This is a genomic window from Ornithinimicrobium cavernae, from assembly GCF_003121625.1.
Classification (GTDB): Bacteria; Actinomycetota; Actinomycetes; order Actinomycetales; family Dermatophilaceae; genus Ornithinicoccus; species Ornithinicoccus cavernae.
The window spans coordinates 93648-107410 of sequence record NZ_QDDJ01000014.1; the positions used below are offsets into that span (position 1 = coordinate 93648).

Sequence of the window (13763 nt, forward strand, 5' to 3'; positions counted from 1 at the left end):
CATGCGCACATCCGTGGAGACGGTGACCGCCTGGCACGAGGCGGTCAATGGTGGGGACATCGAGGCGGCCGTTGCCTGCTGCCATCCCGAGGTCGAGGTCGGTGGCCCCCGTGGCACCGGCCGCGGGCACGACCTGATGCGGGGCTGGTTGCGGCGCTCGGGGATCCGGCTGCAGCCACAGCACGAGCTGACCGAGTCCTCCCCCGGCGTGGTCGTCGTCGAGGAGCTGGCCCGCTGGACGGCCGAGAACACGCCGTTTCCGGCGCCGTCCGAGCCGACACCGACCTGGTGCGTGTTCCGGGTCGACTACGGCTGTCTGGTGTCGATCGTCCGCTACGAGGAGCCGCCGGCGGCCATGGCCTGACCGGCCGACCGCAGCAGGGCGCGGGCCCCCGCTGCGGCGACCTGCTCGCCCTCGGTGATCTCCGCGCCGAACCGTCGTCCGCTGGCGCGGTGCACCACCAGTCCCGGGCCGCCACGGACGATGTAGGCCGTCCGGTCCGGCAGCCAGCGCAGACCGATCCCGCCCCACGCCATCGGGTCGAGGTCGGTGGCCTCCACCCCGAGGACCTCCTCGGCGGGGACCCTGAGCACCGTGACGGGCAGGACCTGGGAGCGCAGGGTCAGCCCTCGGTCGTCCACGCGGATCTCGACGCGCGACCACGCGGCGGTGAGTCCCGTGGCTCCCACCGCCACGAGTGAGACGAGGAGCCCGATCCAGGGGCTGGTCATCCACGACAGCACCGCGGTCAGGGTGAGCACGACCCCCACGAAGACCGCGGTGCCGGTGAGGGTGCCCGACCGGACGGTCGTGGCCCACGGCGCGTCCGCCCCGGGCGCCACGGGGACCACCCTGGAGCGCTCGGGCACGGTGTCGATCACGGTCTGACGATCAACCGGCCCCGGACGGTTGAGCAGGTAGGCGACCACGGCCCACACCAGGCCGACCGCAAACGGTGCGAGCGCCCAGACGACGTGGACCTTCTCCGGTGCACCTGCCAGGTGTGTGCCCCACGCCGAGCCGACGTAGGTCGCCGCGGCGGCGCCTCCCACACCGGCCAGCAGCGCGATGAGCCACCTGCTCCACACAGCGGGCACGACCGCAGCAAGGACCGCGACCAGGGCGGCAGCCACCGCGCAGAACCCGGCGACCGACAGCGCGACGGAGAACACACCGGCGCCGGTGCCGAAGCCGTCCGGCAGGTCGGAGGTCCAGTGCGTCGGCACACGGTCCGGTGGCGGCCAGACGCCGGCCGCGAGCAGGAGCCCGCCGAACGGCAGCATGGCCCAGGCACCGGCGGTCATCCGGCGGGCGCGCGTGGAGGTCACCGGCTCAGGCTAACGGCGGACGAGCCCCCTCCCCTGACGCGGCCCCTCGTGCGACGGGGCCGCTGCCCTCCGGCGGCCTGCTGCCTGTGGGCCACGGATCAGCGGCTGAGAACCGCCTCCTCCAGGATGCGCGACAGCTTCTCGGGATTGCGAACCGTGTAGATCCCGGTGACCAGGCCCTCCTCGACGCGCACCGTCAGCACCGAGTCCACCTCACCGTCCAGGCGGAGCAGGAGAGCGGGCCAGCCGTTGACGTGGACCGGCTCGGCCGACATCGCGCCGCGCACGGTGGCGAGCCCCACCGCCAGCAGCCGGGTCACCTTCTCCGCCCCCGACACCGGTCGGGGCAGCGCCTGCTTGATGCCGCCCCCGTCGCCGAGCAGGACGACATCAGGAGCGAGCACGTCAGCCAACCCTTGCAGGTCACCCGTGTCGAGCGCTGTCCGGAACGCCTCCAGGGCAGCCCGCGTGGCGGCCCGCGAGGTCCCACCCCGCGGCCGACGCTCGGTCACGTGCGCGCGTGCCCGGTGGGCGATCTGGCGCACCGCCGCCTCCGTCTTGCCCACGGCCTCCGCCAGCTCGTCGTAGCCGACCTCGAACACCTCGTGCAGCACGAACACCGCCCGCTGGGTCGGTGTCAGCGTCTCGAGGACCAGCAGCATCGCCGTCGACAGGCTGTCCGCCAGCTCAACGTCCTCCGCCACGTCGGGGCTGGTCAGCAACGGCTCCGGCAGCCAGGGACCGACATAGTCCTCCCGCCGCCGGGTCACCGTGCGGAGGTGGTCGAGCGCCTTGCGCGTCACGATCCGGACCAGGTAGGCCCGCGGGTCGCGGACCGTGGCCCGGTCGACGTCCCGCCACCTGAGCCAGCTGTCCTGCACGACGTCCTCGGCGTCTGCCGCGGAGCCCAGCATCTCGTAGGCCACGGTGAAGAGCAGGCTGCGGTGGGAGAGGAACGGGTCGGCGCCCATGCACCTCATGCTAGGTGTCCGTCGGCACCGGCGAGCCGGTTGCCAGCGGCGCCAGTCCGCACGCCGCGGCATACCCCTCGGAGTGGATGCCGAGGGCGATGTTCGCTCGGGCGCTGGAGTTCAGGAAGGCCACCTTGGCGGTCAGCTCGAGCAACCCGGCCGGCCCGAGGTCGTCGAGGAGGGCGGCCGACATCTCGTCCGTGACCGTCGGCGGGGTCTGGCACATGGCCTCGGCATACTCCATCACCCGTCGCTCCACGGTCCCGAAGACATCCGACTGTCGCCAGCGTGGCACCTCACGGGCCTTCGCCTCGTCCAGCCCCTTGTGGCGGGACAGGTAGTAGTTGTAGTCCAGGCAGAACTCGCAGCCGATCTCCGCCGCTGCCGCCATCACGGCGAACGTCGAGAGGTTGCGGTCGAGCTTGTCCCACTTCTCCGTCCGGGCCCCGAACCTCATCATGTCGGTGAACAGCTTCGGGTGGTGCCACATCACCTCGGCGCCCTCCGGCACGGCGCCGAGCATCCTGCGCATCGCGACCTTGAGCAGCCCCCCGTAGACGCCGGTCATCTCGGTGCGGGGAACGCGGGTGTTGCCGCTCATCAGCTTGTCTCCTGTCGTCGGGGTCATGCCATGAAGACGCCGGCCGACCACCGGTTGTGACACCACCGCCGCCCCGGCATACCTGCCCCTGACCGACGCGACCCCCAACGGACACGAGGTGGACCCCTGCCGTTTACGCCGGCGTATGCCGACCGGCAATCCTGCCACCCTAGCGTCCTGCGCAGGACCGAGCACGTCCTGACTCGACCAAGCAAAGGATGATCGTGACTGCCCCTACCTCTCGTCGTTCGCTCCCCGTGTTGTCGCTGACCCCTGTGCACAACGGTGGCCGCGACCGGATGACCTGCAAGTACCGCTGTGGTGACGCCTGTTTCCACGAGATCCCCAACACCTCGGCGAACCGGACGTTCCGTGACGTCGTGAACTCTCGCGTCTCCCGTCGCAACGCCCTGAAGGCCGGCGGCCTCGGTGCGGCGGTGCTGGGCCTGGCCGGGCTGGGCGCGACCGCGCCCGCCGCTGCCGCCCCGTCCACGAGGGGCAGCGCGCTGTTCCAGGCCATCCCACCGACCCCACGCACGGTGGACGACGTCGTGGTGCCCGAGGGTTTCACCTGGAAGCCGATCATCTCCTGGGGCGACCCGGTCGAGGCCGGCGCTCCCGAGTTCGACTTCTGGAACCAGACCGCCGAGGCCCAGCTGAAGCAGGCGGGTTACAACGCCGACTACGTCACCCTGATCCGCAACGGCAACGGCGGTAACAAGGCCGTCCTGGTGTTCAACAGCGAGTACACCAACGACGAGCTGATGTTCGAGGTCTCCGGCTCCGACGACCTCACCGACGAGCAGCTCCGCATCGTCATGGCCGCCCACGGGATGACCATCGTCGACGTCCGGCGACAGAACAAGCACGAGGCGTGGGAGTACGTCCGCGGTGGTAGCGCGAACCGTCGCATCCACACCTGGACCGAGTTCGCCGTGGACGGACCGGCCGCCGGCAACGAGGCGCTGCGCACCTCCGCCGACCCGACCGGCGCACTCGTGCTCGGCACACTCAACAACTGCGCGGGTGGCGTGACACCGTGGGGCACGGTCCTGTCCGGCGAGGAGAACTTCAACCAGTACTTCGACACCACCGGCGCCCCGGACCCCGAGGGCAAGCTGGCGCGCTACGGTCTGACCAGCGGCGGCCGCGGCTGGGAGCGCGTCGAGGACCGGTTCCACGTGGCGACCGAGCCCAACGAGGTCAACCGCTTCGGCTGGGTCGTCGAGGTGGACCCCTCCGACCCGACCTCTACCCCGGTCAAGCACACGAACCTGGGTCGCTTCAAGCACGAGGGGGCCAACGTCATCGTCGCGGACAACGGTCACGTCGTGGCCTACATGGGTGATGACGAGCGGCACGACTACATCTACAAGTTCGTGTCACGGGACACCTACCGCGAGGGCCCTGCCCACCGCCAGCACAACATGGGGCTGCTGTCAGAGGGCGACCTCTACGTCGCCAAGTTCGTCGGTGACGGTCTCGAGGACGGTGAGTGGGACGGCTCCGGCTCCTGGATCCCGCTGGTCGTCGACGGCGCCTCACACGTCCCCGGTTTCAGCGTCGAGGAGGTCCTCATCTGGACGCGTCTGGCCGCCGACCAGGTCGGCCCCACCAAGATGGACCGCCCCGAGGACGTCGAGCCCAACGTGCACAACGGCCGGATCTATGCAGCGCTGACCAACAACAGCCGGCGCGTCGAGGTCGACGAGGCCAACCCGCGCCTCGGCAACAAGCACGGCCACGTCATCGAGATGTCCGAGGACGGCAACGACCACACCGGCCTGACGTTCCACTGGCGCATCGTGCTCCTGGCCGGCGACCCGAACGACCCGACGGCGTACTTCCTGGGGTACGACCGCGAGGACGTCTCCCCGATCAGCTGCCCCGACAACGTCGCCTTCGACCCGGAGGGGCACCTGTGGATCGCCACGGACGGCCAGCCGGGCACGCTCGGCAACTGCGACGCGATGTACCTCTACCCGGTGGACGGCGCGGAGGCCGGGCACCTGCAGCAGTTCCTCTCGGTGCCGGTCGGGGCCGAGTGCTGCGGTCCCTACATCGACCTCCACGACAACACCGTGCTGGCAGCAGTCCAGCACCCCGGTGAGGTCTCGGGGGCCAGCCCGTCCAACCCGGTCAGCACCTACCCCTACCTGGGTGACGGCCAGCCGCGACCTGGTGTGTTCCACGCCTACCGCCCCAAGGCCAACGGCAGGGGCTGAGCCCCCCAGGACCAACGGCAGGGTTGAGCCTTAGGGCCAGCGGCAGGGGCTGAGCCCCACAGAGAACGGCACGGTCCCGACCCGCACCCCGCGGGTCGGGACCGTTCCGGTCCCGGTGGCTCAGCAGACGGGCGGGGTCCGGTGCCCAGACCTGACGACCTGCGGAGGGTCCACCGGGACCGGTCGCGGGGACGCGGTCGCCAGCAGGGTGCGCGGCCAGGCCAACGTCGAGGAGGCGTCCCGCAGCTCACCCAGGTCGGTCACGACCCACGGCTCCGGCGCCTGGACCTGCGTCACCCCGACGTGCACGAGTCGCGGGTCGCGCAGAAAGCCCGAGCCGTCGGCCTTGAGCACCGCCTCCTTGCGCACCCACCACCGCTGGAAGGCGCTGGCCCGGCCCGCTGGCTCGACGGCCCGCAGCTGTTCCAGCTCCGCCGGTGTCGCGACGACACGGGCCAGCACGAGGAGGTCCTCGTCGACCGGCGGTGGCTCCTCGACGTCCACCCCGACCCGCTCCGCCGAGACCGCGAGCACGAGCACACTGTCGGTGTGCGAGATGTTGAGATCGCCTGACCGGAGGGCTCCATCGAGTCGGGGCCTCCCCTGCGCGTCCACCGAGATCGGGACCGAGCGGGGGTCACAGCCGAGCCGCACGGCCAGCCGGGCCCTGACCCAGCAGCGCGCGGCGGCCCAGCGCAGACCGGACGGGGCGATCTGGCGGTGCCACCGGGACACCTCCTCGGCGCTCAGCCAGTCCTCGACGACTGGGAGTCCCTCACGGGGTGTCCACTCGACGACGGTGCGGCCCGCGGTGGGCCACGCGGTCACGACGAGCGGAGCGCGACGCCGTCGACCAGCACGCGGAGTGCCTGGACGGCGGGACCGTCCGGGAGCGGGGCGAGCGTCGCCCGCGCCTCGTCAGCCACCCGCAGCGTGTGGGCGCGGGCGGCGTCCATCGCCGGGTGGGCACGCAGCAGCTCCAGCGCCTCCTGGAGCTCGGCCTCGTCCGGGATGGGTCCGGCGAGCAGCTGCGTGAGCCGCTCGTCGGCCGGGTCGGTGGACGTGCGGGCGATGAGGACCGGCAGGGTCGCCTTGCCCTCGCGCAGGTCGGTCCCGGGCGTCTTGCCGGAGTCTGCCGAGTCGGAGGCGATGTCGAGCAGGTCGTCCGCCAGCTGGAAGACCATGCCGACCTTCTCGCCGTACTCCGTGAGCAGGTCGACGGTGTCGCCGTCGCACCCGGCGAACATGGCGCCGTAGCGCGCCGCGGTCGCGATCAGCGCACCGGTCTTGTCGGCGAGGACTCCCAGGTAGTGGTCCACCGGGTCGACCCCGGCCGGAACGGGCCGGTCGTCCCGGATCTGCCCGGCGCAGAGTCGGACGAAGGTGTCGGCCTGGATGCCCACGGCCTCGGCCCCCAGCCCCGAGATGATCTTGGACGCCGTGCCGAACAGCAGGTCGCCGACCAGGATCGAGGTCGAGTTGTCGAAGGCCACGTTGGCGCTGGGGATCCCTCGGCGCAGCTCGGCCTCGTCCATGACGTCGTCGTGGTACAGCGAGGCGAGGTGCGTCAGCTCCACCCCCACTGCGGCGTCGACCACCGCGGCACTCGCCGTCGTGCCGTCCATCGGCGACCGCCCCACCTCCGCGGCCAACAGCGTCAGCATGGGTCGGAACCGCTTGCCCCCGGCGTCGCTGAGGTAGCGCGACGCGCCGGCGATGAACTCGTCCTCGTGGTCGACGACCTGGTGCAGACGGTGCTGGACCGCCTCGAGCCCCGCGACCAGACGGTCGTTCAGGGCCGGGTCGACCCCGGGGACGAGCTGGGTGGACACGTCCTGCCCGGTCACCGCAGGAACTGCGCGGCGTTCGCGGCGAGCTCGAGCACCGGCGCCGGTGCGATCCCCAGGCCGAGCGTCACCAGGACGCCGGTGACGACCGCGAACGTGGTGAGCGCGGAGGGAGCCACGACAGCCGTGTCACTGCGCGTGTCCCCGAAGTAGAGGGTCACGATCAGCTTGAAGTAGATGTAGGCCGTCACCGCGCTGGCCAGCACACCGATGACTGCCAGCCAGGCGTAGTCGTTGGCCACGGCCGCCGCGAACACCGCGAACTTCCCCGTGAAGCCCGAGGTCAGCGGGATCCCGGCGAAGGCCAGCAGCAGGAACGAGAAGGCTGCCGCCATCCAGGGTGAGCGCCGCCCCAAGCCGGACCACTGGTTGATGTGGGTGGCCTCGCTGCCGGCCGAGCGGACCAGCGCCACCAGGGCGAAGGCCGGGATGGTCATGAAGCCGTAGGCGGCCAGGTAGAACATCGTGCTCGACGCCCCGACCTCCTGCATCGCGACCAGACCCGTCAGGACGAAGCCGGCATGGGCGATCGAGGAGTACGCGAGGATCCGCTTGACATCCGTCTGCACGATCGACAGCACCGCGCCGACGACCATCGTGACCGCGGCGATCGCGGCGACGATCGGCTGCCAGTCCAGACGGGCGGCCTCCAGACCGACGTAGAACAGCCGCAGCATCGCACCGAAGGCGGCGACCTTGGTGCACGCGGCCATGAAGCCGGTCACCGGGGTGGGCGCGCCCTGGTAGACATCGGGGGTCCAGGAGTGGAACGGCACCGCGCCGACCTTGAACAGCAGGCCGGAGGCCAGCAGCAAGATGCCCGGGACCAGCAGTCCGTCCATGCCGGTCTCGGTGCCGATCGCGTCGGCGATGGCATCCAGGCGCATGGAGCCGGCGTAACCGTAGAGCAGCACCGCACCGAACAGGAAGAAGGCCGAGGAGAACGCGCCGAGGAGGAAGTACTTCAGCGACGCCTCCTGCGACAGCAGGCGGCGACGACGCGCCAGTCCGGACAGCACGTAGAGCGGCAGGGACAGGATCTCCAGGGCGATGAACATCAGGAGCAGGTCGTTGGCCGCGGGGAAGAGCATCATGCCGCCGACCGACAGCAGGGTCAACGGGTAGATCTCGGTGGTCGTGCCACCCAGGCGAACGGCCTCGGCCTCCTCGTGGGAGCCCGGGACCGAGACGCCGGCCTGCGTGAACGCGTCCGGCGTGGTGCCGCCGAGCCGCTCGCTCATGACCAGGACGCCGATGACCGAGAGCGAGAGGACCAGGCCCTGGATCATCAGGGTCGGTCCGTCGACCGTCACGGTGCCGGCAGCGGTGATGCCCTGGTTGTCGCGGGCCAGCCAGACGAGCACCACCAGGGCGGCGACGAGGGTGGCCACGGTCAGCCAGAGCTGGACGCGGACGCGCTGGCCGCGGGCGAGGAAGCCTTCGAGCAGGCAGCCGATGAGCCCGCCGCCGAAGACGATGATCAGCGGCAGGATCGCCAGGTAGTTGATCTCTGGGGCGTCGAACATCAGCCCTCGCTCCCCTCGGCCGTGACGGTGGGCGCCGGGTCGGTGACGCCGACGTGCTGCAGGGTGGTGGTCACCGCGGGCTCCAACAGGTCGATGACGGGCTTGGGATAGAAACCGAGCACCAGGAAGGCGGCGATGAGGGGCGCCACGACGAACTTCTCACGCACGGTCATGTCGCGCGTGGTGCTCGCCACGTCCTCGGGCCGCGGGCCGGTGGCGATCTTCTGGTACCAGAGCAGGATGTACAGGGCCGCCAGGATCACTCCGGTCGCGCCGAGGACGGCGGCGGCCGGGTAGCGCTGGAAGGTGCCCACGATGACCAGGAACTCCGAGACGAACGCGTTGAGCCCCGGCAGCGACAGGCCGGACAGACCGGCGATCAGCAGCGTGCCCGCGATGAGCGGGGTGACCCGCTGCCAGCCGCCGTAGTCGGCGATGGTCCGCGACCCCCGCCGCGCCACCAGCATGCCGGCGATGAGGAACAGTGCCGCCGTGGTGAAGCCGTGGTTGACCATGTAGAGCGTCGACCCGGTCTGGCTGACGGTCGTCATGGCGAAGATGCCCAGCACGATGAAGCCGAAGTGGCTGATCGAGGTGAACGCGATCAGGCGCATCATGTCCTTCTGTGCGATTGCCAGCAGGGCACCGTAGATGACCGAGGTGACCGCCAGCACGATGACCACCGGGGTGGCCCAGCGGCTCGCCTCGGGGAACATCTGGAGGCAGAAGCGCAGCATGCCGAAGGTGCCGACCTTGTCGAGCACACCGACGAGCAGGACCGCCGTGGCCGGACGGGCCTCGGTCGCGGCATGGGGCAGCCAGGTGTGAACCGGGAACATGGGCGCCTTGATCGCGAAGGCGATGAAGAAGCCGAGGAACAGCAGCTTCTCGGTCAGGCCACCGATCTCCAGGCCCGTGAGGTTGGCGAGCAGGAAGCCGTCGCTGCCGCCGGGCCCGACCGTGTAGAGGCCGATGACGGCCACGAGCATGATGAGGCCGCCGAGCAGCGAGTAGAGCAGGAACTTCGTCGCCGCCCGGGCGCGGTCCGGCCCGCCGTACTGACCGATCAGGAAGTAGACCGGGACCAGCATGGCCTCGAAGAAGATGTAGAAGAGGAAGACATCGGTGGCCGCGAAGACACCGATCATCATCGCCTCGAGCAGCAGGATCCAGGCCACGTAGCCCTGGAGGCGGCGGCTGCCGTCCGCGGGGACGTCGTCCCAGGCGGCCACCAGGCAGATCGGCACCAGGATCACGCTGAGCATGATCATCGAGAGCGCGATGCCGTCGACGCCGAGGGCGAAGCTGACCCCGAACTGCGGGATCCAGGAGTACTCCTCGACCAGCTGCATCTTGCTGTTGCCGACAATGAACTCCAGCCCGGCGAACAGCGCCAGGACGAAGGTCAGTAGCGAGACTCCGAGGGCGAACTCGCGTGCCCTCGCGAAGCCACGCGGCATGAGGACCAGGGCGAGGGCGCCCAGCGCCGGCACCGCCAGCATGATCGACAACCAGGGCATGTCGGACATCACTGAATCACCCACACAGCACCGAGGATGGCGACGATGCCGGCAAGCATCGTCAGGGCATAGGAGCGGACAAAGCCGTTCTGGGCCTGCCGCACGACGTTGGCCACGCCGGCCAGGCCACGGCTGGTGCCGCCGACCATGCCGCCGTCGATGACGTCGTTGTCCGCGACCTCCAGACCGGCCACGAGGCCGGCCCCGGGACGTCGCAGGAAGGTCTCGTTGAACTCGTCCTGGAAGAGGTCCTGCCGGGCGGCCCGTGTCGCGAACGACCCGACGGGCGCCACGACCGGCACCTCGTCACGGCCGTAGCGCAGCCAGGCCAGGGCGACGCCCAGTGCCATGAGCACGAACACGCTCACCTGGATCCCGATGAGCGGGATGAGCGACTCGTGCGCCTCGCCGTGGCCGAAGACGGGCTCCAGCCAGCCGGTCAGGACGCCGGTCGGGTACAGGACGGCACCCAGCACCAGCGAGCCGACGGCCAGCACCATCATCGGGACGGTCATGGTCAGGGGCGACTCGTGCGGGGCGGCGTCGTCCTCCCAACGGGCCTTGCCGTGGAAGGTCATGAAGAACAGCCGCGACATGTAGAAGGCGGTGATCCCCGCGCCCAGCAGCGCCACGAGGCCGAAGACCCAGCCCTGCCAGCCCGGCGCCGAGAACGCCGACTCGATGATGTGGTCCTTGGAGAACCAGCCCGCGGTGAAGGGGAAGCCGATGATGGCCAGCCAACCCGCGCCGAAGGTGATCCAGGTGGTCTTGATCTCCCTGCCCAGCGCGCCGAACCGGCGCATGTCGACCCGGTCGTTCATCGCGTGCATCACCGAACCGGCACCCAGGAACATCCCTGCCTTGAAGAAGCCGTGGGTGATGAGGTGGAAGATCGCGTAGATGTAGCCGATCGGGCCGAGCCCGACGGCGAGCATCATGTAGCCGATCTGGCTCATCGTCGAGGCGGCTAGGGCCTTCTTGATGTCGTCCTTGGCACAGCCGACGATCGCACCGTAGAGCAGGGTGATCGCTCCGACGATGGCCACCGCGAGGCGGGCGTCGGGCGTGAGGTCGTAGATCGCCTGGCTCCGGGCGACGAGGTAGACACCGGCGGTGACCATGGTCGCGGCGTGGATGAGGGCGGACACCGGCGTGGGGCCGGCCATCGCGTCGCCCAGCCAGCTCTGGAGCGGGAACTGTGCGGACTTGCCACAGGCCCCCAGCAGGAGCAGCAGGCCGATGACGGTCAGCGTGGTGGTGGCGGCGGAGCCCGCCTCACCGTGCACCGTTGCGTAGTCGAGCGCCCCGTAGGTGTAGAGCATGTAGGCCATCGCGATGATGAGCGCGAAGTCACCGATCCGGTTGACGACGAACGCCTTGTTGGCAGCGCTCGCGTAGGCCGGGTTGTGGTTCCAGAACCCGATGAGCAGGTAGGACGCCAGGCCCACGCCCTCCCAGCCGACGAACAGCAACAGGTAGGAGTCGGCCAGCACGAGGATGAGCATCGCCGCGACGAAGAGGTTCAGGTAGGCGAAGAACCGGCGCTTGTCGGGGTCGTGCTGCATGTAGCCGAGCGAGTAGACGTGGATCAGCGAGCCCACGAAGGTGATCAGCAGCACGAACGCCATGGACAGTGGGTCGATGAGCAGCCCGGCGTGGACCGACAGGTTGCCCGTGGTCACCCAGTCCCAGAGCGGGACCGACAGGGAGCGCTCCTCGGCGCCCAGGCCGGCGAGCTGCAGCACGACCAGTGCCCCGACGACGAAGCTGCCCCAGGAGAGCAGGGTCGCCAGGAGGGGGCCGAACTTGTCGGTCGCCCGCCCCCCGACCAGCAGCAGCCCGGCACCGAGCAGCGGCAGCGCGATGAGCAGCCAGGCCAGGGCAGAGGTGCCCGTGGCCTCGATGGCCCGGACAGCACTGGGATCGGCGAGCGCGAGGCCGGCCGATGTCTCAAGCACAGACACGTGGCTCGCTCCTTACAGCTTCAGTAGGTTGGCGTCGTCGACCGAGGCCGAGCGGCGCGCCCGATAGATGGACATGATGATCGCCAGACCCACGACCACCTCGGCGGCGGCGACGACCATCACGAACAGGGTGTAGACCTGCCCGTCGAGGTTGCCGTGCATGCGCGAGAAGGTGATCAGGGCCAGGTTGCAGGCGTTGAGCATCAGCTCCACACCCATGAACACGATGATGGTGTTGCGGCGCAGCAGGACGACGAGCGCACCGATCGTGAACAGGATCGTGGCCAGGTAGATGTAGACCGACAGGCTCATGCCTGCTCCCCCCTGGTCGTGGCGGACCGGCTCGGGGCCGGGAGGTCAGCGTCCTCGGTCTCCGGGGTGTCACCGGCCGGGTCGATGCCGCGGTAGGGCACCGGGTGCTCCTGACCGCGGGCGACCAGGACCCGGGGGACCGAGACGGCGGCCGGTGTGCCGTCGGGCAGCAGGGCCGGGGTGTCCGAGGCGTTGTGCCGGGCGTAGACGCCGGGTGCCGGCTTGCCCGCGACGAAGGAGTTGGACCGGACGCGCTCGGCCGCCAGCTCGCGCTGGGTGCGGCGCGGCACCAACCGCTCGCGGTGGGCCAGCACCATGGCGCCCATCACGGCGATGACCAGGAGCGAGCCGAGGACCTCGAAGCTGAAGACCTGCCGGCTGAAGATCTCGCGGGCCAGGGCCGTGACCGTGCCCTCGGTCTGCGCGGCGTCGAGGCCGACCGGCTCGGGGAAGGTGACCCGGCCCAGGCCGAAGGCCGCCACTCCCAGGAAGAGCAGCGCCAGGAGCCAGCCCCAGATGCGCTGCCCGCCGATCGTCTCGACCGACGAGGTGGTCGACTCCACGCCCACCGTCATGATGACGAAGAGGAAGAGCATCATCACCGCACCGGAGTAGACGAAGATCTGGATGATCCCGACGAACTCGGCGTACTGGGCGATGTAGAAGATGCCCAGCCCGACCATGACGAGTGCCATGGCCATGGCGGCGTGCACCGCCTTGCGTGCGAACAGGAGCCCGAGGGAACCCAGGACGCAGGTGGGGCCGAGCACCCAGAAGAGCAGGGCCTCACCACCGCTCACCGGGACACCTCCTCGTGGTCGTGGCCCGCGGTGCCGGTGGCCCCGTCGGCCTCCGCGGCCCGCTGGGCCGCCTTGTCGCGGGAGAAGACGTAGTCGCGCTGGGCCCGGGTCGGAGCCGTGACCGTGCCGCGGTAGTAGTCGCGCTCGCTCGTGCCGTCCGCCATCGGGAAGGGCGGCGGCAGCTGCCCCTCGCGCAGCGGGGCGAGCAGCTGGTGCTTCTCGTAGATCAACGGCGCCCGCTCGCTGTCGGCCAGCTCGTACTCGTTGGTCATCGTCAGCGCCCGGGTGGGGCAGGCCTCGATGCACAGGCCGCAGAAGATGCAGCGCAGGTAGTTGATCTGGTAGACGCGGCCGTAGCGCTCACCGGGCGAGAACCGTGCCTCCTCGGTGTTGTCCGCGCCCTCGACGTAGATCGCGTCCGCCGGGCACGCCCAGGCGCACAGCTCGCAGCCCACGCACTTCTCCAGCCCGTCCGGGTGCCGGTTGAGCTGGTGACGGCCGTGGAAACGCGCGGCCGTGGGGCGGGGCTTCTCGGGGTACTCCTCGGTGTAGACCTTGCGAAACATCGTGCCGAAGGAGACGCCGAAGCCGGCGACGGGCGCGAACAGCTCCTCCAGGAAGCCGGGCTTCTCGCGGGACCCGTCCGGCCGGGTGACCAGGGCGGGAGC

13 protein-coding genes are annotated in these 13763 nt (G+C 70.2%); 2 read left to right on the forward strand and 11 right to left on the reverse strand.

Annotated elements, in window-relative coordinates:
• Position 1 precedes the first annotated feature (1 nt).
• Complete coding sequence (locus DA085_RS16095; RefSeq protein WP_154402230.1) at positions 2–364, forward strand: nuclear transport factor 2 family protein; 363 nt, start codon at positions 2–4, stop codon at positions 362–364.
• Here the strand turns inward: DA085_RS16095 and DA085_RS16100 are convergent.
• The 3 genes from DA085_RS16100 to DA085_RS16110 all read right to left on the reverse strand — a co-directional run bounded on the left by DA085_RS16100 (position 334) and on the right by DA085_RS16110 (position 2901).
• Positions 334–1329 (reverse strand): hypothetical protein, encoded by a 996-nt coding sequence (locus tag DA085_RS16100; RefSeq protein ID WP_154402231.1) that lies wholly within the window; start codon positions 1327–1329, stop codon positions 334–336. The genes DA085_RS16095 and DA085_RS16100 overlap by 31 nt on opposite strands.
• 98 nt (positions 1330–1427) lie before the next feature.
• On the reverse strand, positions 1428–2300 hold the full coding sequence (locus DA085_RS16105) for an RNA polymerase sigma-70 factor (protein ID WP_202619273.1): 873 nt from the start codon (positions 2298–2300) through the stop codon (positions 1428–1430).
• A 10-nt stretch (positions 2301–2310) separates the two neighbouring features.
• Positions 2311–2901, reverse strand: a complete 591-nt coding sequence (locus DA085_RS16110; protein ID WP_109473998.1) for a carboxymuconolactone decarboxylase family protein — start codon at positions 2899–2901, stop codon at positions 2311–2313.
• 257 nt (positions 2902–3158) lie between these two features.
• Between DA085_RS16110 and DA085_RS16115 the strand changes: the two genes are divergently transcribed.
• Positions 3159–5126 carry a PhoX family protein gene (locus DA085_RS16115; RefSeq protein ID WP_237565570.1) on the forward strand — a complete coding sequence of 656 codons (1968 nt, stop codon included), beginning with the start codon at positions 3159–3161 and terminating at the stop codon, positions 5124–5126.
• Positions 5127–5246: 120 nt separating this feature from the next.
• Here DA085_RS16115 and DA085_RS16120 read toward each other — a convergent pair whose 3' ends face one another.
• Genes DA085_RS16120 through nuoI form a run of 8 tightly spaced genes read right to left on the reverse strand, consistent with a single transcriptional unit; the run spans position 5247 to position 13754 of the window.
• Positions 5247–5954: a 4'-phosphopantetheinyl transferase family protein gene (locus tag DA085_RS16120; protein WP_109474000.1), complete on the reverse strand. Its 708-nt coding sequence runs from the start codon at positions 5952–5954 to the stop codon at positions 5247–5249.
• Positions 5951–6973 carry a polyprenyl synthetase family protein gene (locus tag DA085_RS16125; RefSeq protein ID WP_237565564.1) on the reverse strand — a complete coding sequence of 341 codons (1023 nt, stop codon included), beginning with the start codon at positions 6971–6973 and terminating at the stop codon, positions 5951–5953. Before DA085_RS16125 ends, DA085_RS16120 begins: the two co-directional genes overlap by 4 nt.
• On the reverse strand, positions 6970–8499 hold the full coding sequence (gene nuoN, locus DA085_RS16130; RefSeq protein ID WP_109474001.1) for an NADH-quinone oxidoreductase subunit NuoN: 1530 nt from the start codon (positions 8497–8499) through the stop codon (positions 6970–6972). Before nuoN ends, DA085_RS16125 begins: the two co-directional genes overlap by 4 nt.
• Entirely contained in the window at positions 8499–10028 is a 1530-nt protein-coding gene (locus DA085_RS16135) for an NADH-quinone oxidoreductase subunit M (protein ID WP_109474002.1), read from the reverse strand. The genes nuoN and DA085_RS16135 overlap by 1 nt, the downstream gene beginning before the upstream one ends.
• Positions 10028–11977 (reverse strand): NADH-quinone oxidoreductase subunit L, encoded by a 1950-nt coding sequence (nuoL, locus tag DA085_RS16140; protein WP_109474003.1) that lies wholly within the window; start codon positions 11975–11977, stop codon positions 10028–10030. Before nuoL ends, DA085_RS16135 begins: the two co-directional genes overlap by 1 nt.
• Positions 11978–11995: 18 nt before the next feature.
• Entirely contained in the window at positions 11996–12295 is a 300-nt protein-coding gene (nuoK, locus tag DA085_RS16145) for an NADH-quinone oxidoreductase subunit NuoK (RefSeq protein WP_109474004.1), read from the reverse strand.
• A complete protein-coding gene (locus DA085_RS16150; RefSeq protein WP_109474005.1) occupies positions 12292–13095 on the reverse strand; it encodes an NADH-quinone oxidoreductase subunit J in 804 nt (267 codons plus the stop codon). Before DA085_RS16150 ends, nuoK begins: the two co-directional genes overlap by 4 nt.
• Positions 13092–13754 (reverse strand): NADH-quinone oxidoreductase subunit NuoI, encoded by a 663-nt coding sequence (gene nuoI, locus DA085_RS16155; protein WP_109474052.1) that lies wholly within the window; start codon positions 13752–13754, stop codon positions 13092–13094. The genes DA085_RS16150 and nuoI overlap by 4 nt, the downstream gene beginning before the upstream one ends.
• Between the last annotated feature and the right edge of the window lie 9 nt (positions 13755–13763).